Annotated in this window: 23 protein-coding genes and 1 pseudogene; 17 read left to right on the plus strand and 7 right to left on the minus strand. The window is 59.7% G+C overall.

The features are described from left to right. Positions 1-32 precede the first annotated feature (32 nt). The 9 genes from HX839_RS15765 to HX839_RS15805 all read left to right on the plus strand — a co-directional run bounded on the left by HX839_RS15765 (position 33) and on the right by HX839_RS15805 (position 10260). Positions 33-1031, plus strand: coding sequence for an NAD(P)-dependent oxidoreductase (locus HX839_RS15765; RefSeq protein ID WP_003213003.1), 999 nt, complete (start codon positions 33-35; stop codon positions 1029-1031). Between the two features lie 118 nt (positions 1032-1149). Beyond that, positions 1150-1977 carry a hypothetical protein gene (locus HX839_RS15770; RefSeq protein WP_003213005.1) on the plus strand — a complete coding sequence of 276 codons (828 nt, stop codon included), beginning with the start codon at positions 1150-1152 and terminating at the stop codon, positions 1975-1977. A 156-nt stretch (positions 1978-2133) separates the two neighbouring features. Beyond that, complete coding sequence (locus HX839_RS15775; RefSeq protein ID WP_177049528.1) at positions 2134-3393, plus strand: AGE family epimerase/isomerase; 1260 nt, start codon at positions 2134-2136, stop codon at positions 3391-3393. A 106-nt stretch (positions 3394-3499) separates the two neighbouring features. Continuing rightward, positions 3500-4786 carry an ABC transporter substrate-binding protein gene (locus HX839_RS15780; protein ID WP_134327218.1) on the plus strand — a complete coding sequence of 429 codons (1287 nt, stop codon included), beginning with the start codon at positions 3500-3502 and terminating at the stop codon, positions 4784-4786. Between the two features lie 88 nt (positions 4787-4874). Next, positions 4875-5783, plus strand: coding sequence for a carbohydrate ABC transporter permease (locus tag HX839_RS15785; RefSeq protein WP_003213011.1), 909 nt, complete (start codon positions 4875-4877; stop codon positions 5781-5783). Then, positions 5776-6621: a carbohydrate ABC transporter permease gene (locus tag HX839_RS15790; protein ID WP_003213012.1), complete on the plus strand. Its 846-nt coding sequence runs from the start codon at positions 5776-5778 to the stop codon at positions 6619-6621. The genes HX839_RS15785 and HX839_RS15790 overlap by 8 nt, the downstream gene beginning before the upstream one ends. Positions 6622-6623: 2 nt before the next feature. Beyond that, positions 6624-7784 carry an ABC transporter ATP-binding protein gene (locus HX839_RS15795; protein ID WP_003213014.1) on the plus strand — a complete coding sequence of 387 codons (1161 nt, stop codon included), beginning with the start codon at positions 6624-6626 and terminating at the stop codon, positions 7782-7784. Between the two features lie 105 nt (positions 7785-7889). Next, positions 7890-9236, plus strand: coding sequence for a carbohydrate porin (locus HX839_RS15800; RefSeq protein WP_003213016.1), 1347 nt, complete (start codon positions 7890-7892; stop codon positions 9234-9236). A gap of 178 nt (positions 9237-9414) precedes the next feature. Then, on the plus strand, positions 9415-10260 hold the full coding sequence (locus HX839_RS15805) for a D-hexose-6-phosphate mutarotase (protein WP_177067299.1): 846 nt from the start codon (positions 9415-9417) through the stop codon (positions 10258-10260). Positions 10261-10402: 142 nt separating this feature from the next. On the opposite strand, the gene HX839_RS15810 is transcribed toward HX839_RS15805, so the two are convergent. Further along, positions 10403-11263: a MurR/RpiR family transcriptional regulator gene (locus tag HX839_RS15810; protein WP_173406104.1), complete on the minus strand. Its 861-nt coding sequence runs from the start codon at positions 11261-11263 to the stop codon at positions 10403-10405. A 218-nt stretch (positions 11264-11481) separates the two neighbouring features. On the opposite strand from HX839_RS15810, the gene zwf reads away from it, so the two are divergent. The 3 genes from zwf to HX839_RS15825 are packed head-to-tail and all read left to right on the plus strand — an operon-like array spanning position 11482 to position 14331. After that, the gene (gene zwf, locus HX839_RS15815; protein WP_177067300.1) at positions 11482-12948 is read left to right on the plus strand and encodes a glucose-6-phosphate dehydrogenase; all 1467 of its coding nucleotides are present in this window, start codon (positions 11482-11484) and stop codon (positions 12946-12948) included. Further along, a complete protein-coding gene (gene pgl, locus HX839_RS15820) occupies positions 12935-13648 on the plus strand; it encodes a 6-phosphogluconolactonase (protein ID WP_087693179.1) in 714 nt (237 codons plus the stop codon). The genes zwf and pgl overlap by 14 nt, the downstream gene beginning before the upstream one ends. A gap of 17 nt (positions 13649-13665) precedes the next feature. Next, positions 13666-14331: a bifunctional 4-hydroxy-2-oxoglutarate aldolase/2-dehydro-3-deoxy-phosphogluconate aldolase gene (locus tag HX839_RS15825; RefSeq protein WP_003213027.1), complete on the plus strand. Its 666-nt coding sequence runs from the start codon at positions 13666-13668 to the stop codon at positions 14329-14331. 99 nt (positions 14332-14430) lie between these two features. On the opposite strand, the pseudogene HX839_RS31600 reads toward HX839_RS15825, so the two are convergent. The 3 genes and pseudogenes from HX839_RS31600 to HX839_RS15835 all read right to left on the minus strand — a co-directional run. Beyond that, a pseudogene (locus tag HX839_RS31600) lies at positions 14431-14538 on the minus strand (outer membrane lipoprotein carrier protein LolA); the annotation flags it as partial. Next, the gene (locus tag HX839_RS15830) at positions 14529-15710 is read right to left on the minus strand and encodes an aminotransferase class V-fold PLP-dependent enzyme (protein ID WP_102369761.1); all 1182 of its coding nucleotides are present in this window, start codon (positions 15708-15710) and stop codon (positions 14529-14531) included. The pseudogene HX839_RS31600 and the gene HX839_RS15830, both read right to left, overlap by 10 nt. 12 nt (positions 15711-15722) lie before the next feature. Next, positions 15723-15959 (minus strand): DUF3820 family protein, encoded by a 237-nt coding sequence (locus tag HX839_RS15835; protein ID WP_003213031.1) that lies wholly within the window; start codon positions 15957-15959, stop codon positions 15723-15725. 206 nt (positions 15960-16165) lie between these two features. Here HX839_RS15835 and HX839_RS15840 point away from each other — a divergent pair, with 206 nt between their 5' ends. Then, the gene (locus HX839_RS15840) at positions 16166-16633 is read left to right on the plus strand and encodes a PA2169 family four-helix-bundle protein (RefSeq protein ID WP_003213033.1); all 468 of its coding nucleotides are present in this window, start codon (positions 16166-16168) and stop codon (positions 16631-16633) included. Positions 16634-16688: 55 nt separating this feature from the next. Here HX839_RS15840 and HX839_RS15845 read toward each other — a convergent pair whose 3' ends face one another. Together HX839_RS15845 and HX839_RS15850 are read right to left on the minus strand one after the other, a co-directional pair. After that, positions 16689-17159 (minus strand): MaoC family dehydratase, encoded by a 471-nt coding sequence (locus tag HX839_RS15845; protein ID WP_003213034.1) that lies wholly within the window; start codon positions 17157-17159, stop codon positions 16689-16691. A gap of 58 nt (positions 17160-17217) precedes the next feature. Next, positions 17218-18162, minus strand: a complete 945-nt coding sequence (locus tag HX839_RS15850; protein WP_177067301.1) for an alpha/beta hydrolase — start codon at positions 18160-18162, stop codon at positions 17218-17220. Between the two features lie 209 nt (positions 18163-18371). Here HX839_RS15850 and fadD2 point away from each other — a divergent pair, with 209 nt between their 5' ends. Beyond that, positions 18372-20060 (plus strand): long-chain-fatty-acid--CoA ligase FadD2, encoded by a 1689-nt coding sequence (gene fadD2 / locus HX839_RS15855; protein ID WP_003213039.1) that lies wholly within the window; start codon positions 18372-18374, stop codon positions 20058-20060. A gap of 394 nt (positions 20061-20454) precedes the next feature. Continuing rightward, positions 20455-22146: a long-chain-fatty-acid--CoA ligase FadD1 gene (gene fadD1, locus HX839_RS15860; RefSeq protein WP_003213041.1), complete on the plus strand. Its 1692-nt coding sequence runs from the start codon at positions 20455-20457 to the stop codon at positions 22144-22146. Between the two features lie 182 nt (positions 22147-22328). Here the strand turns inward: fadD1 and HX839_RS15865 are convergent, their stop codons facing one another. Further along, positions 22329-22706, minus strand: a complete 378-nt coding sequence (locus HX839_RS15865; protein ID WP_003213043.1) for a hypothetical protein — start codon at positions 22704-22706, stop codon at positions 22329-22331. A 199-nt stretch (positions 22707-22905) separates the two neighbouring features. Between HX839_RS15865 and HX839_RS15870 the strand changes: the two genes are divergently transcribed. Then, positions 22906-23091, plus strand: a complete 186-nt coding sequence (locus tag HX839_RS15870) for a CsbD family protein (protein ID WP_003213044.1) — start codon at positions 22906-22908, stop codon at positions 23089-23091. Positions 23092-23272: 181 nt separating this feature from the next. Next, the gene (locus HX839_RS15875) at positions 23273-24217 is read left to right on the plus strand and encodes a YihY/virulence factor BrkB family protein (protein WP_003213047.1); all 945 of its coding nucleotides are present in this window, start codon (positions 23273-23275) and stop codon (positions 24215-24217) included.

The raw sequence follows: 24217 nt of genomic DNA on the forward strand, positions 1-24217 counted from the left end.
GCGATGAAAAACGAAAGAATGCGGAGTAAGTCATGAAAATTCTGGTCACCGGCGCAAGCGGCTTCATTGGCGGGCGCTTTGCGCGTTTCGCCCTGGAGCAGGGCCTGGACGTGCGGGTCAACGGGCGGCGGGCCGAAGGTGTGGAGCACCTGGTACGGCGCGGCGCCGAGTTTATCCAGGGTGATTTGAATGATCCGGACCTGGTGCGCGAGCTGTGCCGCGACGTCGAGGCCGTGGTGCATTGCGCCGGGGCCGTGGGGCTGTGGGGGCGTTATCAGGACTTCCACCAGGGCAATGTGCTGGTTACCGAAAACGTGGTGGAGGCCTGCCTCAAGCAGCGGGTCGGGCGCCTGGTGCACCTGTCTTCGCCGTCGATCTACTTCGACGGCCGTGACCACCTGGGCTTGACCGAAGAACAAGTGCCCAAGCGTTTCAAGCATCCCTATGCAGCCACCAAATACCTGGCGGAGCAAAAGGTGTTTGGCGCCCAGGAGTTTGGCCTCGAAGTGCTGGCCCTGCGCCCGCGCTTTGTCACGGGGGCCGGCGACATGAGCATCTTCCCGCGCCTGTTGAAGATGCAGCGCAAGAACCGCCTGGCGATTGTCGGCGATGGCCTGAACAAGGTCGATTTCACCAGCGTGCACAACCTCAATGAAGCCCTGCTCAGCAGTTTGCTGGCGACGGGCTCGGCGTTGGGCAAGGTCTACAACATCAGCAACGGTGCCCCGGTGCCGGTGTGGGATGTGGTGAACTACGTGATGCGACAGATGGACATGCCTCAGGTCACCCGTTATCGGTCCTACGGCTTGTCTTACAGCGTTGCGGCGCTCAATGAAGCCTTCTGTGCCATGTGGCCAGGGCGCCCGGAACCGTCTTTGTCACGGCTGGGCATGCAGGTGATGAACAAAGATTTCACCCTCGACATCACCCGCGCACGGCATTATCTCGACTACCAGCCCAAGGTCAGCCTGTGGGCGGCCCTCGACGAGTTCTGCAGTTGGTGGAAGGCCCAGGACGTGGGACTTAAATAACCGGCAACACACCGGGAACCGAATTTGCGAACCCGGGTCGATCAGTGCGGCAGGTCGGGGGTTTATACTCCGACGCCTGGCTATCCATATGCCACCTCAAAGGATTTAAGGTTGATTCATGCGTAACGATGCTAACGACGACTTCGACAACGTTCCCAGCCTGCGGGCCGACACCTCGGACGACGATGATTTCGAGCCCACGCCGGCTACCTCCGTGCGCTCCCGGCCTGCGCCGGTTGTCAAGGTCAAGAGCGCCAGTACCGGGCCGCTGTGGGCATTGGTCGGTGCGCTGCTGTTCGCCTTCGCCGGCCTTGCCTGGTGGAGCTTCCAGCAGATTTCCCTGATGGGCCAGCAACTGGTGGCGACCCAGGAAAGCTTCGCGCGCATCAGCGAGGAAGCGGCGGGGCGCCTGCAGGATATTTCCGGCAAGGTGGTGGCCAGCGAAGCCAATGTGAATAATGGCAGCGAGGCCCTGAAACTGCAGATCAAGCAGCTGGAGACCCAGTTGCTGGAGCAGGGCAAGCAGCAGATGGGCGTGGCCGGCCAGGCAACTGACCTGGACAAGCGCCTGGAGCAGATGACCGCCAGCACGACCCAGCTGTCCAGTGCCAACGCGCAATTGCAGGGCCAGGTCCAGGCGCTGACGGAGGCGGTGGCTACCCTCAAGTCCCGGGACGCCGAGTTCAAGGACCTCTCCGCCGACGTCGCAGCCCTGAAAAAACAGGGCAACCCCACGGCCGCCATCGCCCGCCTGGAGCAGGACCTTGTGGTCCTCAAGAGCGAACTGGACAACCGCGCCGCGGCTTCCGACGGTCCGTCCACCAAAGAGTTCGACGTGTTCCGCATCCAGACCACGCGTAACGTCACTGCCTTGCAAAGCCAGGTGCAGAACCTGCAGCAGCAGATCAACCAGCCGGCCCGGATCACCCCTCTCGGGCAGCAGTGATGTGAGGTGCTGCAGGCGTCACTACACATGACGCCTGCAGGCCCTGGCACAATCAATGTCACCAATCGGTGACATTTCCCGTCTCCTTCGTTACTTGCCCTCGCGCCGCCCTTGTTTAGACTCCCGTCATCCCGCACATAATAAAAAGGGCTAATCATGACCACGCAACCACTGCCTGCCAGTAGTTGGCTGAACGCACCTGCCCATCACGCCTGGCTTGCCACTGAAGGCCAGCGCCTGCTGTCATTCGCCAAGGCTTCCAGGCTGCCTGACGGCTTCGGCAACCTCGACGATCAAGGCGTCCTGCCGCCCGATGCCGTCGCCGAAACCATGAACACCGCCCGCATGACCCATAGCTTTGCCATGGCCCATGGCCTGGGCCTGCCAGGTTATGCCGACCTGGTGGAACACGGCGTCGTGGCCCTCAGCGGCCCGCTGCGCGATGCCCGGCACGGCGGTTGGTTCGCCACGCCCGACGCCCGCGACGGCAACACCGGCAAGGCCGCCTACCTGCACGCTTTTGTCGCCCTGGCCGCCAGCTCCGCAGTAGTGGCCGGTGCTCCCGGCGCGCAAACCTTGCTCAACGACGCGATCCACATCATCGACCAGTACTTCTGGAACGAAGAGGAGGGCGCGATGCTCGAGTCCTTCGCCCAGGACTGGAGCGGGGTAGAAGCCTATCGCGGCGCCAACAGCAACATGCACGCCACCGAAGCCTTCCTGGCCCTGGCCGATGTCACCGGTGAAACCCGCTGGCTGGACCGGGCACTGCGCATCGTCGAGCGGATTATTCATACCCATGCGGCGCAAAACCGGGACATGGTGATCGAGCATTTCGACAGCCATTGGCAACCCCTGCGTGGTTACAACGAAGACAACCCGGCCGATGGTTTTCGTCCCTACGGCATCACCCCCGGCCACGGCTTCGAATGGGCGCGACTGGTGTTGCACCTTGAGGCTGCGCGCCTGGATGCCGGGCTCGTCACCCCTGAGTGGCTAGTGACCGACGCCAAGGGCCTGTTCGCCAGCGCCTGTGAATACGCCTGGGCCGTCGACGGCGCCCCCGGCATTGTCTACACCCTCGACTGGAGCCAGCGCCCCGTGGTGCGCGAGCGCCTGCACTGGACCCATTGCGAAGCCAGTGCCGCTGCCCAGGCGCTGCTCAAACGCACGGGGGAGCTGCATTACGAAACCTGGTACCGGCGCTTCTGGGAGTTCTGTGAAACCCGTTTCATTGACCGCACCCACGGCAGCTGGCACCACGAACTGAGCCCGAAAAACCAGCCCAGCGCGAAAATCTGGGGTGGCAAACCGGACCTCTACCACGCCTGGCAGTCTGTCTTGCTGCCGGGGCTACCCTTGTCACCGAGCATGGCCAGTGCCGTGGCCACCGGGCGCTATGTCACCAAGTGGTGACATTTTGGCGTCCCTTTGTTACCTGCACCTGAAAAATCCCTGTTTAAACTCGTTTGCAGCGCAAGCACCGACTTGCATGCATAACAACAAGAAAAAAGGTACTCAGATGAAAGCGATCAGTCGCCTCGCCGTAGCTATTTCCGTTGCCTCGTTGTTTCCCCTCAGTGCTTTTGCCGCCGACTCGAAAGGGACGGTTGAAGTTGTGCATTGGTGGACCTCGGGTGGCGAGAAAGCGGCAGTAGATGTCCTGAAGGCCCAAGTTGAAAAAGACGGTTTCACCTGGAAAGACGGTGCCGTCGCCGGCGGTGGCGGTTCCACTGCCATGACCGTACTGAAAAGCCGCGCCGTTGCTGGCAACCCGCCAGGCATGGCCCAGATCAAAGGCCCCGACATCCAGGAATGGGCGTCCACCGGGCTGCTCGACACCGACGTCCTGAAGGTTCCCGCCAAAGAAGAGAAGTGGGATTCGCTGCTGGACAAGAAAGTCTCCGATACCGTGAAGTACGAAGGTGATTACGTGGCCGTGCCGGTGAACATTCACCGCGTGAACTGGCTGTGGATCAACCCGGAAGTGTTCAAGAAAGCCGGTATCGAAAAACCGCCTACCACCCTCGAAGAATTCTACGCCGCTGGCGACAAGCTGAAAAAAGCCGGCTTCATTGCGCTCGCCCACGGTGGCCAGCCTTGGCAGGACAGCACCGTCTTCGAAGCGGTCGTGCTCTCGGTCATGGGGGCTGACGGTTACAAGAAAGCCCTGGTCGACCTCGACGAAAAAGCCCTGACCGGCCCTGAAATGATCAAGTCCCTGACCGAGCTGAAGAAAGTCGCGACCTACATGGACGCCGACGGCAAGGGCCAGGACTGGAACCTGGAAGCCGCCAAGGTCATCAATGGCAAGGCCGGCATGCAGATCATGGGTGACTGGGCCAAGAGTGAATGGACCGCCGCCAAGAAAGTCGCCGGCAAAGACTACGAGTGCGTAGCCTTCCCGGGCACCGACAAGGCGTTCACCTACAACATCGACTCCCTCGCTGCGTTCAAGCAGAAAGACAAGGGCACTGCTGCCGGCCAGCAGGACATCGCCAAGGTCGTGCTGAGCGAAAACTTCCAGAAGGTCTTCAGCATCAACAAGGGCTCGATCCCGGTTCGTATCGACATGTTGAAAGACATGGGCAAATACGGCTTCGACTCCTGCGCCCAGACCGCCGCCAAGGACTTCCTTGCAGACGCCCAGACCGGTGGCCTGCAGCCGAGCATGGCGCACAACATGGCAACCACGCTGGCGGTACAAGGCGCATTCTTTGATGTCGTGACCAACTACATCAACGACCCGAAAGCTGACCCTGCGGATACCGCGAAGAAACTCGCTGCCGCGATCAAGTCTGCCAAGTAACGGTTAGCACTGAATGGCCTTGTGGGGGGACCCCTAACCCCCACAAGGCATGTTCCTGTAGTCCTTTTTCCCTGTACTGGATTTTCCCATGAGTTCTGTTGCTGTGTTCAGCAAAGCCTCGCCGTTCGATGCACTGCAGCGCTGGCTACCCAAACTGGTGCTGGCGCCGAGCATGTTCATCGTTCTGGTGGGCTTCTATGGCTACATCCTGTGGACGTTCGTGCTGTCGTTCACTAACTCGACTTTCCTGCCGACCTACAAGTTCGTAGGCCTGGCGCAATACGTGCGCTTGTTCGACAACGACCGCTGGTGGGTCGCGAGCAAGAACCTCGCGGTATTCGGTGGCATGTTCATCGGCATCACCCTGGTGATCGGCGTGACCCTGGCGATTTTCCTCGACCAGAAAATCCGTCGCGAAGGTTTTATCCGCACCATTTACCTGTACCCGATGGCGCTCTCGATGATCGTCACCGGTACCGCCTGGAAATGGCTGCTCAACCCAGGCATGGGCCTGGACAAACTGCTGCGTGACTGGGGCTGGGAAGGCTTTCGCCTGGACTGGCTGATCGACCCGGACCGTGTGGTGTATTGCCTGGTGATCGCTGCTGTGTGGCAAGCCTCCGGCTTCATCATGGCGATGTTCCTTGCCGGCCTGCGCGGTGTTGATCAATCGATCATCCGTGCGGCGCAGATCGACGGCGCGAGCATGCCGCGCATCTACTGGAAAGTGGTGCTGCCAAGCCTGCGCCCGGTGTTCTTCAGTGCGGTAATGATCCTGGCGCACATCGCGATCAAGAGCTTCGACCTGGTGGCGGCCATGACGGCGGGTGGTCCGGGTTACTCCTCCGACCTGCCGGCGATGTTCATGTACTCCTTCACCTTCAGCCGCGGCCAGATGGGCATGGGTTCGGCCAGTGCGATTCTGATGCTCGGTGCGATTCTCGCGATCATCGTGCCTTACCTGTACTCCGAGCTAAGGACCAAGCGCAATGACTAGTCTTGCTGGCAAACCTGCCATCAGCCTGAGCCGCGTCGCGATCTACGCGGTGCTGATTCTCGCTGTCCTGCTGTACCTGGTGCCGTTGGTGGTCATGTTGCTCACCAGCTTCAAGACCCCGGAAGACATCAGCACCGGCAACCTGCTGAGCTGGCCCACCGTGATCACCGGCATCGGCTGGGTGAAAGCCTGGGCCACGGTTGACGGCTACTTCTGGAACTCGATCAAGATCACCGTTCCGGCGGTACTGATCTCCACCGCCATCGGTGCGTTGAACGGCTACGTGCTGTCGATGTGGCGCTTCCGTGGTTCGCAGTTGTTCTTCGGCCTGTTGCTGTTCGGCTGCTTCCTGCCGTTCCAGACCGTGCTGCTGCCAGCCTCGTTCACCCTCGGCAAGATGGGCCTGGCCAGTACCACCACGGGCCTGGTGTTCGTGCACATCGTCTACGGACTGGCGTTTACTACACTGTTCTTCCGTAACTACTACGTCAGCATTCCCGATGCACTGGTGAAGGCGGCTCGCCTGGATGGCGCGGGGTTCTTCACGATCTTCCGCCTGATCATCCTGCCGATGTCGACACCCATCATCATGGTGTGCCTGATCTGGCAGTTCACGCAGATCTGGAACGACTTCCTGTTCGGCGTGGTGTTCTCCAGCGGTGATTCGCAGCCCATCACGGTGGCGCTGAACAACCTGGTCAACACCAGTACCGGGGTCAAGGAATATAACGTTGATATGGCGGCGGCGATGATCGCCGGGCTGCCGACCCTGCTGGTCTATGTGGTCGCAGGCAAGTATTTCGTGCGCGGCCTGACGGCCGGCGCGGTCAAGGGGTAATCATGGCAACGCTCGAACTTCGTAACGTAAACAAGACCTACGGTACCGGTCTGCCGGACACCCTGAAGAACATCGAACTGTCGATCAAGGAAGGTGAGTTCCTGATCCTGGTCGGCCCTTCGGGTTGCGGCAAATCGACCTTGATGAATTGCATTGCCGGCCTGGAAAACATCACCGGTGGCGCGATCATGATCGGCGACCAGGACGTCAGCGGCATGAGCCCCAAGGATCGTGACATCGCTATGGTGTTCCAGTCCTACGCGCTGTACCCGACCATGAGCGTGCGCGAGAACATCGAATTCGGCCTGAAGATTCGCAAGATGCCCCAGGCAGCGATCGATGAAGAAGTGGCGCGAGTGGCCAAGCTGCTGCAGATCGAGCACCTGCTCAATCGCAAGCCGGGCCAGCTCTCCGGTGGACAGCAACAACGCGTGGCCATGGGCCGGGCACTGGCGCGTCGCCCGAAGATCTACCTGTTCGACGAACCGCTGTCCAACCTCGACGCCAAGCTGCGGGTCGAGATGCGTACCGAAATGAAGCTGATGCACCAGCGTCTGAAAACCACCACCGTCTACGTCACCCACGATCAGATCGAAGCGATGACCCTGGGCGACAAAGTGGCGGTCATGAAGGACGGCATCATCCAGCAGTTCGGCACGCCGAAAGAGATCTACAACGACCCGGCCAACCTGTTCGTGGCGAGCTTCATCGGTTCGCCGCCGATGAACTTCATTCCACTGCGCCTGCAACGCAAGGACGGCCGCCTGGTGGCGCTGCTGGACAGCGGCCAGGCCCGCTGTGAATTGCCGTTGAACATGAACGATGCCGGTCTTGAAGACCGCGAAGTGATCCTGGGCCTGCGCCCGGAGCAGATCGTACTGGCCGCCGCCGAAGCCACCGGCGCGCCGACCATTCGGGCCGAGGTGCAAGTCACCGAGCCGACCGGTCCGGACACCCTGGTGTTCGTGCAAATCAATGACACCAAGGTCTGCTGCCGCCTGGCGCCCGATGTGGCGCCGCAAGTGGGCGAGACCCTGACCTTGCAGTTCGACCCGGCCAAAGTGTTGCTGTTCGACGCCAAGACCGGCGAGCGCCTGGGCACTGCCACCTCGTTGCCGGCACAGGATCGTGCGGACAACGTTGCTCAATTCAAGGGACGCTGAAGTTTCAAATGATGTGTAGGGGCTTTTGTGAGAGTCCTGCTCTCACAAAGAAGTAAACCGCGTTAGATAAAAACAGTTAATAACAATAAAGACGAGGATGTAGGGATGAAAAAGCACCACAACAACACCCGGCTGATCTGCCAACTGTCAGCAGCAGCCGCCCTGGTACTGTCCGCCAATGCGATGGCGGACGACGCGTTCAGCGCCGATTCCAAGTGGATGACCGGCGATTGGGGCGGCGAGCGTACCAAGCTGATCGAGCAAGGTATCGACATCAAGGCGGATTACGTCGGTGAAGTCGGTGGCAACCTCAGCGGTGGCTACAACAACGACAAGACTGCCCGTTACGCTGACCAGTTCGGTCTGGGCGTGGCACTGGACCTGCAAAAGCTGTGGGGCTGGGACAACACCCAGGCCAAGATCCAGTTGACCAATCGTAATGGCGCAAACATTTCCAACGACCGTATTGGTGACCCGCGTGCCGGCACCTTGAGCTCGTCTCAGGAAGTCGACGGCCGAGGCCACATGGTGCGTCTGACCCAGTTCTGGATTCAGCACCAGATGTTCGACAACAAGCTGGACGTGAAACTCGGTTACTTCGGTGAAGGCGAAGACTTCAACACCTTCCCGTGCGACTTCCAGAACCTGTCGTTCTGTGGCTCGCAGGTCGGTAACTATGTAAACACCTGGTACAACTGGCCCGTCAGCCAGGCGGCTATCCGCGTGAAGTACAACATCACGCCTGAGCTGTATGCGCAAATCGGTGCGTACAACCAGAACCCGTCGCAACTGGAGCACGGCAACGGCTTCAAGCTCAGCGGCAGCGGCACCAAGGGCACCGTATTGCCGGTTGAATTGGTCTGGTCGCCGAAGGTCAATGGCCTGCCGGGCGAATACCGTGTGGGTTACTACAAGAGCACCGCCGACGCGACCGACGTACGTGAAGACGTCAACGGTAACGATGCTGGCACCACCGGCGCAGCCTTCCGCGTTCGCAGCAGCAAAAGCGGTTACTGGGGCGTTCTGCAACAGCAACTCACCACCCACAATGGCGATGCTTCCCGCGGCTTGAACATTGCGGCCAACGTCACCTTCCACGACAAAGACACCAACCTGGTCGACAACTACCAGTCGCTGATGCTTGTGTATAAAGGTCCATTCGACGCACGTACAAAAGATGACGTGGGTATCGGTGTATCCCGTATCCATGCCAACAGTGACGTGAAGAAAAATGCTGAGTTGCTCAACGCGGCCGGCGGTTTCACGGATTACGACCAATCGGGTTACGCACCGCTGCGTAACACGGAGTACAACGTCGAACTCAACTACGGCATCCACGTCACCAACTGGCTGACCGTGCGTCCCAACCTGCAATACATCGCCAACCCAGGTGGTGTTAAGCAAGTCGACAACGCGGTGGTAGCGGGCCTGAAAATTCAGTCTACGTTCTAACGTTGTTGCGATAAGCTCCTTCTCTCTGTGCGCATTTTGCGGGTAGCCATGGCTATCCGCTTTTTTTTGTGTGGGAGCTGGCTTGCCTGCGATGCGCGCCCCGCGGTGTATCTGCCACACCGAGGCGATGCCATCGCAGGCAAGTCAGCGCCTGCAAAGATATTCAGGACCGTGGCACATGCATGAGCATCCGCTGCAACGCTTTTTCAAATCCCTGCGCGAGCGGCCGGTATTCGCCTGGGAACGCTTCCAGATGCGCGATGTGCTGGTGATTGATCACCCGCTCTGCCAGGCGGTGTTCAGTCGCCAGGGCGCGCAATTGCTGCACTTTCAGCCCACGGGCCAGAAACCCTGGCTGTGGTGCGCGGCCAAGTGGCCGCAGGTCGGCGCCATCCGTGGCGGCGTGCCGGTGTGTTGGCCGTGGTATGGCCGCCATCCCAGCGAAAACGCCTGGCCGTCCCATGGCTGGGCACGGCTGATCGACTGGAAGTTGCTGGACAGCAGCACCGACGACGACGGCGTGCGTTTGCACTGGCAATTGCAGCTATGCGACTGGCAGGTGGACCTGCATGCACACCTGGGGGAAACCCTGGAGCTGCGCCTGGCCACCGAGCACCAGGACGAGCTGCCGTGCCAATTGAGCCATGCTTTGCACGCCTATTGGCGGATTGGCAACGTTGGTGAGATAGCGCTGTCTGGGCTCGATGGCGCGCAGGGCTACGACCAGCTGAATCGTCAGGCGTGCCAGCAGGAAGGCGAGTTGCGTGTCGATGGTGGGTGTCAGCGGGTGTTCCAGCACGAGGGCGAATTGCACCTCAAGGACCACGCCTGGCAGCGCGAATTGTGCATCGACACCGGCGAGAGTGCCGACACGGTGGTGTGGCACCCGGGGAGTCGACCGTTGCTGGGGGTGAGCTTCAACGAGGCTGCGGGGTTTGTGTGTGTGGAGTCGGCGATGGCTGCTGCGAGCCTGGCGCCGGGGGAGCGGGCGCATTTGAGTTTGCAGGCCAGGGCGGGGGCTTGATCCGGATGTTCCGGTGTTGCTGATGCCGCTTTCGCGAGCAAGCCCGCTCCCACATTAGACCGAGTTCCACTTTTGGAATGCAGTCGAATGTGGGAGCGGGCTTGCTCGCGAAGAGGCCGGCACATTCACAGTAGATTCGGGCCTAGTTGAATTCATCCCCAACCGGATACCGGCTGTCGTTCAAGCTCTCTTTGATCTTGCGCAAGTGCGGCTGGAAATCCACCCCGCGACGCAAGGTCATGCCCGTCGCCAGTACATCCAGCACCGTCAACTGAATGATCCGCGAGGTCATCGGCATGTAGATGTCGGTGTCTTCCGGCAACGGAATATTCAGGCTCACCGTACTGGCCTTGGCCAGCGGCGAGTTTTCGGCGGTCACGCCCAGCACCGAGGCGCCGTTTTCCCGCGCAATACGTGCTACTTCCACCAGTTCACGGGTACGCCCGGTGTAGGAAATGATCACGAACAACTCCCCGGTGTGGGCCACCGAGGCGATCATCCGCTGCATCAGCACATCGGCGTGGGCCGTGACCGACAGGTTGAAACGGAAAAACTTGTGCAGCGCGTCCATGGCCACCGGCGCCGAAGCACCCAGGCCGAAGAAGTGGATCTGCCGAGCCTGGATCAGCAGGTCGACGGCCTTGCTGATCAGGTTCGGGTCCAGGGCCTGGCAGGCGCTGTCGAGGGACGCGATGGCACTGCCGAAGATCTTCTGGGTGTAGGCCTCCGGGTTATCATCGGCCTCCACCGCGCGGCTGACATACGCCGCGCCGCTGGCCAGGCTTTGCGCCAGCTGCAATTTAAGTTCAGGGTAACCACTCACGCCGAACGAGCGGCAGAAGCGGTTCACTGTAGGTTCGCTGACCGAAGCGGCCTGGGCGAGGGCGGCAATAGAGAAGCGGGTCGCCTGCTGCGGGTTGAGCAGGATGACCTCGGCGACTTTACGTTCAGCCTTGTTCAGTTCTTCGAGGCGTTTCTGGATCTGTTCCAGTAGATTTCGCACGCGGTCCATTCATGTTTCCTTAGGGCGACGATGCAAATAAGGGTCGTCAACCAATCGACGAGCGGCCCTTTGCGGTGGCCTATCCTACTGAGGGTAGTTGAACACCACCACTCGGAATACGTTTTTCGGGAAAATGTTGTGGTTATTACTACATTTTTCCTTGAGTGATGCCTTAAAAAAAGGTATTTGTAGCTTAACTTGATAAAAGAACAAACATCATGCCTTCGATAACCGTAGAACCCTGCACCTTTGCCCTGTTTGGCGCCTTGGGTGATCTGGCGCTGCGCAAGTTATTTCCTGCCCTCTATCAACTCGATGGTGCGGGCCTGCTGCACGAAGACACGCGCATCCTGGCCCTGGCCCGTGAGGCCGGTTCCGAGCAACAGCACCTGGCCCACATCGAAAAAGAATTGCGTGGTTACGTTGGCAAGGAACTGGACGAAACCGTCGCCCAGCGTTTCCTGGCCCGCCTGACGTACCTGCACGTCGACTTCCTGAAGGCCGATGACTACGTCGCCCTGGCAGAGAACGCCGGCACTGAACAACGCCTGATTGCCTACTTCGCCACCCCGGCGGCGGTGTATGGCGCGATCTGCGAGAACCTGTCCAAGGTCGGCCTGGCGGAAAATACCCGCGTGGTCCTGGAAAAACCCATCGGCTCGGACCTGGATTCCTCGCGCAAGGTCAACGACGCCGTGGCGCAGTTCTTCCCGGAAAACCGCACCTACCGCATCGACCACTACCTGGGCAAAGAGACCGTCCAGAACCTGATCGCCCTGCGTTTTGCCAACAGCCTGTTTGAAACCCAGTGGAACCAGAACTACATCTCCCACGTGGAAATCACCGTGGCCGAGCAAGTAGGCATCGAAGGTCGCTGGGGCTATTTCGACAAGGCCGGGCAACTGCGGGACATGATCCAGAATCACCTGCTGCAGCTGCTGTGCCTGATCGCCATGGACCCGCCCGCCGACCTGTCTGCCGACAGTATTCGGGACGAGAAGGTCAAGGTGCTCAAGGCCCTGGCGCCCATCAGCCCGGACGGCCTGACCACCCAGGTGGTGCGTGGCCAATACATCGCCGGCTACAGCGCCGGCAAGCCGGTACCGGGTTACCTGGAAGAAGATAACTCCAACACCCAGAGCGACACCGAGACCTTCGTCGCCCTGCGTGCCGATATCCGTAACTGGCGTTGGGCCGGGGTGCCGTTCTACCTGCGTACCGGCAAGCGCATGCCGCAAAAACTGTCGCAGATCGTCATCCACTTCAAGGAACCGTCCCACTATATCTTCGCCCCGGAGCAGCGCTTGCAGATCAGCAACAAACTGATCATCCGCCTGCAACCGGACGAAGGGATTTCCTTGCGCGTGATGACCAAGGAGCAGGGCCTGGACAAGGGCATGCAACTGCGCAGCGGCCCGCTGCAACTGAATTTTTCCGACACCTATCGCAGCGCACGGATTCCCGATGCCTACGAGCGGCTGTTGCTGGAAGTAATGCGTGGCAACCAGAACCTGTTTGTGCGCAAAGATGAAATCGAAGCTGCGTGGAAGTGGTGTGACCAGTTGATCGCCGGATGGAAAAAATCCGGTGATGCGCCCAAGCCGTACGCGGCGGGGTCCTGGGGGCCAATGAGCTCGATTGCACTGATCACGCGGGACGGGAGGTCTTGGTATGGCGATATCTGATTTGAAACTGCCTCAGGGCGTGACTGCCCATGAGTACCGCAACCCGGTGCTGCTGGCGGATGGCTTGGCCAATGACGTGGCCGAACAACTGCGCGCGGCCATCAGTGCCCGTGGCGAGGCGACCCTGGTGGTGTCCGGCGGCCGCAGCCCGGTGGCGTTCTTCCAGAACCTCGCCAAGCAAGGCCTGGACTGGTCCAAGGTGACCATCACCCTGGCCGACGAGCGCTGGGTGCCGGTGGAACATGCCGACAGCAATGCCGGCCTGTTGAAGAAGTATTTGCTGCAGGGCCCGGCGGCCAAGGCCAAGTTCCTGAGCCTGTACAGCGTCGCCGCCACCCTTGACGACGCTGCCGAGCAGGCCGATCGCCTGCTGGCCGAGTTGCCGACGATTGATGTGCTGGTACTGGGCATGGGCGACGACGGCCACACCGCGTCGCTGTTCCCCAACAGCCCGAACCTGGCTGAAGCGTTGAAGCCGGACGGCAGCCGTCGTTGCTGGCCGATGCTGGCGCCGACCGTGCCGCACCAGCGCCTGACCATGAGTCGCGCGCTGCTGGCGACCGCCCACTACACCGTGCTGTCGATTTCCGGCAGCTCGAAATTGACCACCTTGAGCGCCGCGCTGGCCAGTGACGACGTTGCTGCCATGCCGATACGCGCGTTTTTGCAACCTACTCTAGAGATTTACTGGTGCCCATGAGCCAAGGATCAGCCGCGATGAACAGCCCTCAACCTACCGTTTCCATGGCGGACAAAGTTGCCTTGATCGACAGCCTCTGCGCCAAGGCGCGGATCCTGCCGGTGATCACCATTGCCCGTGAACAGGACATCCTGCCGCTGGCCGATGCCCTGGCAGCCGGTGGTTTGACCGCACTGGAAGTGACCCTGCGTTCGCAGTTCGGCCTCAAGGCCATCCAGGTACTGCGTGAGCAGCGTCCGGAGCTGTGCACCGGTGCCGGTACCGTGCTGGATCGTCATATGCTGGAAGCGGCCGAAGTGGCCGGTTCGCAATTTATCGTCACTCCCGGGATTACCCGTGACCTGCTGGAAGCCTCGGTACACAGCTCGATTCCGCTGTTGCCGGGCATCAGCAATGCCTCCGGGATCATGGAAGGTTATGGCCTGGGTTATCGCCGTTTCAAGCTGTTCCCGGCTGAAGTCAGCGGTGGCGTGGCGGCGATCAAGGCCCTGGGCGGCCCGTTTGGCGAAGTGAAATTCTGCCCGACTGGCGGTGTTGGGCCGGCCAACATCAAGAGCTACATGGCGTTGAAAAATGTGATGTGCGTGGGCGGTAGCTGGATGCTTGATCCGGAATGGGTCAAGAACGGCGACTGGGCACGCATCCAGGAAACCACCGCCGAGGCGCTGGCCCTGCTGGACTGATTGGATTTACCGAATCGTTGTTGCTGTGTTCTACGGCATTTTTGCGGTGCACTTGGTCGGTGTACCGCTTTTTTTTGCCTGCGGAAAATGGCCCACTCCCACTGTAGGAGCGAGCTTGCTCGCGAAAAAACCGAGAGCACCGCTGGGTGTCAGGTTTCCCGTGTCATCGTTAACGACCTTCGCGAGCAAGCTCGCTCCTACAGTGATATCGCGCTCAGTTCGGTGATGGCTTTGATCAGCGCATGAATGTCTGCCGCTGACGTCAAAAAGCCTGGTGTCACCCGAATACAACTGCCGAACGACGCCCCGCTGCGGGTTGTGGTGAAGAGGTTGTATTCCTTGAGCAGTCGCTCCGCCATCACCTGCTGATCCTGCTTGTCAGTGAACTTGAACGACGTGATCGCGCAATACAGCCGTGGATCGTCGGGCGTCAGCACTTCAATTCCCGGCAACTGCCGCACCTCACTCACCCACAAATCCCGCAGGTAATTAAGGCGGGCGCCCTTGGCTCTGGATCCACCCAGCAAACGATGCTCTTCGAACACCAGCGGCAAGGTCATCAACGCCGGGAAATTCGGCGTGCTGTACGGCGTGCGGGCACGTACATCGGTCACCGGATAGTGAAACTCACCCATGTCCGGATCAATGTCCGCCAACCGTTGCGGGTCGATATAAATAAAGCCCAGGGTCAACGGCGCACCGATCCACTTGTGCAGGTTGAAACCGGCAAACGCGATACCCAACTGCGCCAGGTTGAACTCGATCTGCCCCAGCGCATGGGCGCCATCGAGGATCACATCAATTCCATGTTCCCTGGCAGCGCCGGCAATCGCCTCCACCGGCATCACCAGCCCGGTGCGGTGGGTCACGTAGGTCAGTGCCAGCAGTTTCAGGCGGGGATAGCGCAGGAACGCATCGCGATACGTCTGCACCAGGCTGTCGAAACTGGCCGGGTGTTCGTGGGCAATCTCGATCACTTCTACGCCGCGATTCTGCGCCAGCCAGCGCATGGCGCCCTTGACGGTGTCGTACTCCAGGTCGCTGATCAGCACCTGGTCGCCGGGCTGCAAGCGGTTGTAGTTGCGGATCAGCGACTGCAACGCATCCGAGGCGCAGCGGGTGAGGGCGATGGCTTCAGGATCGGCGTCCATCAACTGCGCCAACTGGTTACGGATCTCGACGTTTTCGCCCTGCTCGAAACGCTGGCGCACATGGATCGAGTTGCTGCGGTTGATGAAGGCGACGTTGTCCTGATACTGCTCAAGTACCGCGCGGCTCATGCGCCCGAAGTAACCGTTTTCGAGGTTGATCGGGCCGGGCTCCAGGTCGTAGCGCTGGGCGATGGCGTGCCAGTGTTGTTCGTCGCGGGTACTGTCCATGTGCGTGCTCTATTAATGACGAGGGGCGGGCTTGCCGTGCTTGGCGCGTAGGGGTTCCAGCAGTTCGGATAAACCGTTGTGGTCGATTTCCTGCATCAGGGCCAGCAACCCGCCCAGTTCGCCGTGGGGGAAACCTTCACGGGCGAACCAGTTCAGGTAGGGGCCGGGCAAGTCGGCAATGATCCGGCCCTTGTACTTGCCGAAGGGCATTTCGCGGGTGATCAGCAGTTCAAGTTTTTCAGGGTTCATTGCGGCTTCAGGTGTTTGAGTCGATGCCTTGGAAAATACAGGCATTCTGCATGGAGGCCAAATGACAGATCATGCAAATAAAGCGGATACAGATTTTTGTTTATTAGCTAACTTATTGAAATTTAAGTAATAAATTGTTTTTCAAAAGCTGGCACGGGCGCTGCAATTACTAATACACGTTTCTTAACCCGCGAAGGAATTGAAAAATGACTGATATCAACAAAGAATCGATCTCCGTACTCAACGACCTGATCGAGACCAGCAAAGACGGCCAGGAAGGCTTCAAGACCTGCGCAGAAGACATCAAGCACCCAGAACTCAAAGCCCTGTTTGCCAAACGTTCCGTTGATTGCGGTACCGCCGCTGCCGAACTGCAGACCGCAGTAAGAGCGCTGGGTGGCGATCCGGAAGATTCCGGCAGCGTCGCCGGTGCCTTGCACCGTGGTTGGGTCGACGTGAAGTCGATGGTGACCGGTAAAGACGAAGAAGCCGTGCTGAACGAAGCCGAGCGCGGTGAAGACCACGCACTGAAGGCTTACAAAGAAGCGATCGAGAAGATCAACAAGCACAACCTGCTGGGCATTCGTGACCTGGTAGAGCGTCAGTTCCACGGCGCGCAACGCAACCACGACCAGGTGAAAGCCCTGCGTAACCAGGCTCGCGCTCAGTCTTGAGCCCCGCCTGAATAAAAAAGCCCCGCAGATGCGGGGCTTTTTCATGGGCGTTCGTTCAACCGATGCTGATGGCCGGCAGTTCGGTCAGGGTCACGGTCTGCTGCTTGCGTGGCGCGAGGATCTCGGCTTCGCCGTCTACCACCAGTTCATCGCGCTGGTTGAATACGCGGGTGGCGATGCGCACGCGGAATTTCGGCAGCTTCTCGAGGATTTCCAGACGCACGGTCAGGGTGTCGCCGATTTTGACCGGCTTCTGGAAGGTCATTTGCTGGCCGATGTATATCGTGCCGGGCCCAGGCAACTCGCACGCAACCGCCGCGCTGATCAGGGCGCCGCTGAACATGCCGTGGGCAATGCGCTCCTTGAACATGGTCGCCTTGGCGAATTCGGCGTCCAGATGCACCGGGTTGTGGTCGCCGGACATTGCCGCGAACAACTGGATATCGCGCTCTTCGACGGTCTTGCTGTAGCTGGCGGTCTGGCCGACTTCGAGGGCTTCGTAAGGCGTGTTGGTAACCTGGGTCATCAGTTGGTGCATCCTGTGGCTAATCAGAAATCTTAATATATTGATTTTAAACGAAAAATCATTCGCAGCGAGTAGGGCGGCGCAGCACTGCTGCCTGGGCCAGCCACGTCAGCACGTCGGCTGTGACCGCATCACGGTTGGTTTCGTTGAATAATTCGTGGCGCGCCTGTGGGTAAATGCTCAGCTCCAGGTGCTGGCAGCCGGCTTCACGCAACGCATTGGCCAGACTTTTGAGACGCTTGCCTTCACTGACCGGATCACATTCACCGCCCATTATCAGGATGGGCAGCCCCGGGTCTATCTGAGCGAGATTGGACGCTTTGCTGATTTGCTGCAAGCCGCCCAGCAGGTCGATCCACAGCTGGTTGGTGCAACGGAAGCCGCAAAGCGGGTCGCTGACGTACTTGTCGACCTCGGCCGGGTCACGGCTGAGCCAGTCGAAAGCGGTGCGATTGGGTTTGAACGCCTTGTTGAACGATCCAAATGACAGGAAATCAATCAGCGCACTGCGCCCGCGCAACCCCTGGCGCAGGCGTTCGACATGGGCAATCACCTTGGCCGCGCCGTACAGCGCCACCGGCTGGAAATTCGAGCCGCTGAGAATCGCCCCGTTAAGGCTCGCGCTGTGGTGCAGCAGGTACGCCTGGGCAATGTAGCTGCCCATGCTGTGGCCCAGCAGGATGATCGGCACCCCCGGCGCTTGCTGGCCGATATGCTGGTTGAGGCTCGCCAGGTCGCCCACCACCTTGTTCCAGCCGTCTCTCTCGGCGAACAGCCCCAGGGTGCCCTCGTCGGCGGTACGCCCGTGGCCGCGCTGGTCGGGGGCGTACAGGCCGTAGCCGGCATCGCACAACGCCTGGGCCAGGCGGGCATAGCGGCCACTGTGCTCGGCCATGCCGTGGGCCAGCATGATCAGCGCCTTGGGCGGCCCGTCCGGCAGCCACTGGTTGACGTACACCCGACTGCGGTCATTCGCGGTCAGCCAGAAAGTGGTGTGGTTCATGGCGCTTCCTTTGCTCAGGGTCGTTGCAGTGTATAGCTCATTCACCGCAGGCCGCTGGATCAGCGCTGGCCTTGGCGGGGAGATTCACACAATCAATGACGCATCTTGTTGTATTTGCCTGATTGACCATAGCTGCTAACGTCCCCAAAGCTCCGCTTTCATCGCAACATCAAAAGCGGCCGGACCACTCAGGTAAGAGGACAAGAATAATGCAACCTGATTTCTGGAATGACAAACGCGCAGCCGGGGTTCCCAACGAGATCGACCTCACAGCCTATAAATCGGTGATCGAAGTCTTCGAGCGTTCCTGCAAGACCTTTGCCGATCGTCCGGCGTTCAGCAACATGGGGATCACCCTGACCTACGCCGAGCTGGATCGGCGCAGCGCCGCGTTCGCCGGTTACCTGCAGTGGCACACCGACCTCAAGCCGGGTGACCGCATTGCCGTGCAGATGCCCAACGTCCTGCATTATCCGATTGCCGTGTTCGGCGCCCTGCGCGCCGGGCTGATCGTGGTCAACACCAACCCGTTGTACACCCCGCGGGAAATGCGTCACCAATTCAAGGATGCCGGCATTCGTGCGCTGGTGTACCTGAACCTGTTTGGCTCGCGGGTTGAAGAAGTCAGCAAGGACACCGAGATCGAATACCTGATCGAAGCGAAGATGGGCGACTTCATGCCCGCCGCCAAGGGCTGGCTGATCAACACCGTGGTCGACAAGGTGAAGAAGATGGTCCCGGCCTATAACCTGCCGCAAGCCATCTCCTTCAAGCGCGCCCTGCGCATGGGCGCCGGCCAGGCACTCAACCGCCACCCGGTGACCCTCGACGACATCGCGGTGCTGCAATACACCGGCGGCACCACCGGCCTGGCCAAGGGCGCAATGCTTACCCACGGCAACCTGGTGGCCAACATGCAGCAAGTGCGGGCGTGCATGTCGCAACTGGGGGACGACGGCCATCCGCTGATCAAGGAAGGCCAGGAGGTGATGGTGGCGCCGCTGCCGCTGTACCACATCTATGCCTTCACCGCGAATTGCATGTGCATGATGGTATCGGGCAACCACAACGTACTGATCACCAATCCCCGGGACATTGGCGGCTTTATCAAGGAGCTGAAAAAGTGGCGCTTCACCGGGCTGCTGGGGCTCAACACCCTGTTCGTGGCCTTGATGGACCACCCGGACTTCAAGAGCCTGGATTTCTCCCACCTCAAGCTCACCAACTCCGGCGGCACCGCACTGGTCAAGGCCACGGCCGAGCGCTGGCAGCAACTGACCGGCTGCGCGATTGGTGAAGGCTACGGCTTGACCGAAACCTCACCGGTGGCCAGCACCAACCCCTATGGCGGCAAATCGAAGCTGGGCACCGTGGGCATTCCGGTGCCGGGCACGGCGATGAAGATCATCGACGACAACGGCGCGGAGCTGCCGCTGGGCGAGCGGGGCGAGCTGTGCATCAAGGGCCCGCAAGTGATGAAGGGCTACTGGCAGCAGCCGGTGGCGACCGCCGAGACCCTGGACGCCGAAGGCTGGCTCAAGACCGGCGATATAGCGGTGATCGACCCGGACGGCTTTGTGCGCATCGTTGATCGCAAGAAGGATCTGATCATCGTCTCGGGGTTCAACGTGTACCCCAACGAGATCGAAGACGTGGTGATGGCGCACCCGGCGGTGGCCAGCTGCGCGGTGATCGGCGTACCGGACGAGCGTACCGGCGAGGCGGTGAAGCTGTTTGTGGTGGCCCGTGCCCAGGGCGTGAGCCTTGAAGAGCTGAAGACCTACTGCAAGGCCAACTTCACCGGCTACAAGGTGCCCAAGCATATTGTGCTGCGTGAGTCGTTGCCGATGACGCCGGTGGGCAAGATCCTGCGGCGCGAATTGCGCGACATAGCCTGATTTGAAATAAGGTCAAAAAATGTGGGAGCGGGCTTGCTCGCGAAAGCGGTATACCAGTCGACATATCCTGTGACTGACACTGCGCTTTCGCGAGCAAGCCCGCTCCCCCATTTGGTTTTTATTCATTCAGTTTAAATGCGTAGAAGCCCATTCCAGAGCCCTTTCTTGGCTTATAGAATCTTTGCTCTAAAAATGACCATTAGATATTCTTGAGTCATGTTTATGACCGTAGGGGCCTCTTTTGGCTCTAGGCGGCCCTTGGCAAAGCTGCTACTCTCGGCGCGCTTTGTGACCTCTTGGCCTGCTTTTAACCGCCAGACTCACCCAAAAACAAACAAATAATAATCGCATCAAATGCGATGAATGAATTCGCGTCGCTGAGGAGTGGGCTTCCATGATCGAAGACTTTTGGAAGGATAAGTACCCCGCCGGGATTGCTGCAGAAATCAATCCAGACGAGTATCCGAATATTCAGGCGGTACTGAAGCAGTCCTGCCAACGCTTCGCCAACAAACCGGCTTTCAGCAACCTGGGCAAGACAATCACCTACGGTGAACTGTACGAACTGTCCGGCGCCTTCGCCGCTTACCTGCAACAGCATACCGACTTGCAGCCCGGTGATCGAATCGCCGTGCAACTGCCCAACGTCCTGCAATACCCGGTCGCCGTATTCGGTGCCATCCGTGCCGGCTTGATCGTGGTCAACACCAACCCGCTGTACACCGCGCGGGAAATGGAACACCAATTCAACGACTCCGGTGCCAAGGCCCTGGTCTGCCTGGCCAACATGGCGCACCTGGCTGAAAAAGTCGTGCCCAAGACTTCCGTCCGGCACGTGATCGTCACCGAAGTCGCTGACCTGTTGCCGCCGCTCAAGCGCCTGCTGATCAACAGCGTCATCAAGTACGTGAAGAAGATGGTCCCGGCCTATCACTTGCCCAAGGCGATCAAGTTCAACGATGTATTGGCCAAGGGCCACGGCCAGCCGGTGAACGAAGTCAGCCCCGCCAGCGACGAAGTCGCCGTGCTGCAATACACCGGCGGCACCACGGGCGTGGCCAAGGGCGCGATGCTGACCCACCGCAACCTCGTCGCCAACATGCTGCAGTGCAAGGCGCTGATGGGCTCCAACCTGAATGAAGGTTGCGAGATCCTGATTACCCCGCTGCCGCTGTACCACATCTATGCCTTCACCTTTCATTGCATGGCGATGATGCTGATCGGCAACCACAACATCCTGATCAGCAACCCGCGCGACCTGTCGGCGATGGTCAAGGAACTGTCGAAGTGGAAGTTCAGCGGCTTTGTCGGCCTGAACACCCTGTTTGTTGCCCTGTGCAACAACGACGCCTTCCGCAAGCTGGATTTCTCGGCGCTGAAGGTCACCCTGTCAGGCGGCATGGCCCTGCAACTGGCGGCGGCCGAGCGCTGGAAAGCGGTCACCGGCTGCTCCATCTGCGAAGGTTACGGCATGACCGAAACCAGCCCGGTGGCCACCGTGAACCCGATCCAGAACATCCAGATCGGCACCATCGGCATTCCGGTGCCGTCGACCCTGTGCAAGGTCATCACCGATGACGGCGTCGAGCTGGCGCTGGGTGAAGTGGGCGAGTTGTGCGTCAAGGGCCCGCAAGTGATGAAGGGCTACTGGCAGCGCGAAGACGCCACCGCCGAGATCCTCGACAGCGAAGGCTGGCTGAAGACCGGTGACATCGCGATCATCCAGCCGGATGGCTACATGCGCATTGTCGACCGCAAGAAGGACATGATTCTGGTCTCCGGTTTCAACGTCTACCCCAACGAGCTGGAAGATGTGCTGGCGACCCTGCCGGGCGTGCTGCAATGCGCGGCCATTGGTGTGCCGGACGAGAAGTCCGGGGAACACATCAAGATCTTCATCGTGGTCAAGCCGGGTGCCAGCCTGACCAAAGACCAGGTGATGGAGCACATGCGCGCCAACGTCACCGGCTACAAGGTGCCCAAGGCCGTGGAATTCCGCGATGCGCTGCCGACCACCAACGTGGGCAAGATCCTGCGCCGCGAACTGCGGGATGAAGAACTGAAAAAGCTGGGTTTGAAGAAGTAAATCGGCCCCAACAAAAAGCCCCGCAGATGCGGGGCTTTTTATTGAACGCTGATTTTCCTGCATTGAAATGCAATCCAAATGTGGGAGCGGGCTTGCTCGCGAAAGCGGTGTGCCAGTGATATACCGGTTACTGACACACCGCATTCGCGAGCAAGCCCGCTCCCACAGTTTTTACCGTATTCCTACAGTGCGAACTGCGCGAAGCTCACACCGGCACCGGCCGGGCGTACGTCCTTGAGGAACGAGTCCTTGTCGGCACTCAGCTCCAGGGTAATCTCCGGCTTGCGCTTGCCGGCATTGCGCACCACCAGGCCTTCCAGCTTCTCGCGCAGAAACACCGTTGGCACCTTCAGGTGCAGCAACTGGTCGCTCTCGGCGTTGTGCATCAACAAGTGGATCCACTCGTACTGGCCCACGGCAATCCGGCCCACCGGCAGGTCGAACCACCAGATGTTGCGTTTGCGGTCCAGGTCGGTGAAGTGGCAGTTGTTGACACCGAGTACGGCACCGCCCAGTTCCTGGTTTCTGCGGGCAATGGCCTGTGCTTTATTGAGTTTCATAACCTTCCTACGGGATCTGTTACCCAGCGCTTGCGCCTGGATGTGCCCGGCATTCTCGTGGGTTGGCCGCAAAACATAAAGCCAAACCTGTACGGCGCGATGAAATGCCGCTGAAAAAATAATTGAAACTCTCTGGAAAGGCCAAGGGTCAACGTTTACGTAGTGACCAAAATCCTTGATTGTTCCCAGGAGAAATACCATGAGCAGCACATCGGATAAGGCAAAAGGTTTGGCGAACGAAGCCGTAGGCAACATCAAGCAAGGTGTTGGCAAAGTCACCGGCAACGACAAGTTGCGGGCTGAAGGCGTGGTTCAGGAAAAGAAAGGTGAAGTGCAAAAAGCAGTCGGCGACACCAAGGACGCAGTAAAGAAAGCGGTCAAATAGTCCCGACCTGGCTGCCTGCACTCCAGCAGCCCGACGGCCATCCACGGATGGCCGTTTTTGTGTCACCTGCAGTGATTAAAGTTTGGAAATTGTTTCAAGGTCGCCAAATAAGCTACCTTGATGTAGAAAACGGCCCCTGAGTCGCCCACGAACTCAACTTTTTGCGGCGAAAGGAGACGCTATGATTTTTCCGGTATTACAAGGCTTGCCCCTGCACAAAGTGCTGGTGCGCACTGTCACAGAGTTCCTCGATGACGAGATGCCTACGTACGCCTCGGCGCTGGCCTACCAGATGCTGTTCTCGCTGTTTCCCTTCCTGCTGTTCCTGATTGCCCTGATCGGTTTCCTGCACCTGCCGGACTTCTTCACCTGGCTGCGCATGCAATCGGAACTGGTATTGCCGCCCCAGGCCCTCGAACAGGTCAACCCGGTGATCGACCAGTTGCAGCAATCCAAGGGTGGCCTGTTGTCGGTGGGTATCGTGATCGCGCTCTACACCGCCTCGGCGGGTGTGCGCCTGATGATGAGTGCGATGAATGCCGCCTATGACGTGGTGGAAGGCCGACCGATCTGGAAGCGTTTCCCGCTGTCGATTTTCTACACCGTAGGCTTCGCCGGCATGCTGTTGGCCGCCGCCGCCTTGATGGTGCTCGGGCCCCAGGTAATGGAATGGCTGGCGGGGCAGATCGGCATGCAGGAATTCGTGGTCACGCTGTGGACCATCCTGCGTTGGCCGCTGATCGTCATCCTGTTGATGTTCTCCGTGGCGTTGATGTACTACGTGATGCCTGACGTGAAGCAGAAGTTTCGCTTTATCACCCCGGGATCGGTGCTGGCGGTGGTGGTCTGGATCGTCGCTTCCCTGGGTTTTGGCTACTACGTCAAAACCTTTGCCGACTACAACGCCATGTATGGCAGTATCGGCGCGATCATTGTGCTGCTGTTGTACTTCTACATCTCGGCTGCCGTGCTGTTGCTGGGGGCGGAGATGAACGCGGTGATCGAACACATGTCGGCCGAAGGCAAGGATCCTGGTGAAAAGGACTTTGGCGAGCACGACGAAAAAAAGCATGTCTCAGGCCTTGGCCGCGACCCTTCCCTCAAGCCCACTACCGATGAAGTCTGA

This window comes from Pseudomonas sp. I8001 (genome assembly GCF_013385345.1).
In the GTDB taxonomy this organism is placed as follows: Bacteria; Pseudomonadota; Gammaproteobacteria; order Pseudomonadales; family Pseudomonadaceae; genus Aquipseudomonas.

Excerpts from the sequence above, each read along its gene's own strand:
- HX839_RS15765 (WP_003213003.1), top strand. The coding sequence starts at position 33 with ATGAAAATTCTGGTCACCGGCGCAAGCGGCTTCATTGGCGGGCGCTTT.
- HX839_RS15770 (WP_003213005.1), top strand. The coding sequence starts at position 1,150 with ATGCGTAACGATGCTAACGACGACTTCGACAACGTTCCCAGCCTGCGG.
- HX839_RS15775 (WP_177049528.1), top strand. The coding sequence starts at position 2,134 with ATGACCACGCAACCACTGCCTGCCAGTAGTTGGCTGAACGCACCTGCC.
- HX839_RS15780 (WP_134327218.1), top strand. The coding sequence starts at position 3,500 with ATGAAAGCGATCAGTCGCCTCGCCGTAGCTATTTCCGTTGCCTCGTTG.
- HX839_RS15785 (WP_003213011.1), top strand. The coding sequence starts at position 4,875 with ATGAGTTCTGTTGCTGTGTTCAGCAAAGCCTCGCCGTTCGATGCACTG.
- HX839_RS15790 (WP_003213012.1), top strand. The coding sequence starts at position 5,776 with ATGACTAGTCTTGCTGGCAAACCTGCCATCAGCCTGAGCCGCGTCGCG.
- HX839_RS15795 (WP_003213014.1), top strand. The coding sequence starts at position 6,624 with ATGGCAACGCTCGAACTTCGTAACGTAAACAAGACCTACGGTACCGGT.
- HX839_RS15800 (WP_003213016.1), top strand. The coding sequence starts at position 7,890 with ATGAAAAAGCACCACAACAACACCCGGCTGATCTGCCAACTGTCAGCA.
- HX839_RS15805 (WP_177067299.1), top strand. The coding sequence starts at position 9,415 with ATGCATGAGCATCCGCTGCAACGCTTTTTCAAATCCCTGCGCGAGCGG.
- zwf (WP_177067300.1), top strand. The coding sequence starts at position 11,482 with ATGCCTTCGATAACCGTAGAACCCTGCACCTTTGCCCTGTTTGGCGCC.
- pgl (WP_087693179.1), top strand. The coding sequence starts at position 12,935 with ATGGCGATATCTGATTTGAAACTGCCTCAGGGCGTGACTGCCCATGAG.
- HX839_RS15825 (WP_003213027.1), top strand. The coding sequence starts at position 13,666 with ATGAACAGCCCTCAACCTACCGTTTCCATGGCGGACAAAGTTGCCTTG.
- HX839_RS15830 (WP_102369761.1), bottom strand. The coding sequence starts at position 15,710 with ATGGACAGTACCCGCGACGAACAACACTGGCACGCCATCGCCCAGCGC.
- HX839_RS15835 (WP_003213031.1), bottom strand. The coding sequence starts at position 15,959 with ATGAACCCTGAAAAACTTGAACTGCTGATCACCCGCGAAATGCCCTTC.
- HX839_RS15840 (WP_003213033.1), top strand. The coding sequence starts at position 16,166 with ATGACTGATATCAACAAAGAATCGATCTCCGTACTCAACGACCTGATC.
- HX839_RS15845 (WP_003213034.1), bottom strand. The coding sequence starts at position 17,159 with ATGACCCAGGTTACCAACACGCCTTACGAAGCCCTCGAAGTCGGCCAG.
- HX839_RS15850 (WP_177067301.1), bottom strand. The coding sequence starts at position 18,162 with ATGAACCACACCACTTTCTGGCTGACCGCGAATGACCGCAGTCGGGTG.
- fadD2 (WP_003213039.1), top strand. The coding sequence starts at position 18,372 with ATGCAACCTGATTTCTGGAATGACAAACGCGCAGCCGGGGTTCCCAAC.
- fadD1 (WP_003213041.1), top strand. The coding sequence starts at position 20,455 with ATGATCGAAGACTTTTGGAAGGATAAGTACCCCGCCGGGATTGCTGCA.
- HX839_RS15865 (WP_003213043.1), bottom strand. The coding sequence starts at position 22,706 with ATGAAACTCAATAAAGCACAGGCCATTGCCCGCAGAAACCAGGAACTG.
- HX839_RS15870 (WP_003213044.1), top strand. The coding sequence starts at position 22,906 with ATGAGCAGCACATCGGATAAGGCAAAAGGTTTGGCGAACGAAGCCGTA.
- HX839_RS15875 (WP_003213047.1), top strand. The coding sequence starts at position 23,273 with ATGATTTTTCCGGTATTACAAGGCTTGCCCCTGCACAAAGTGCTGGTG.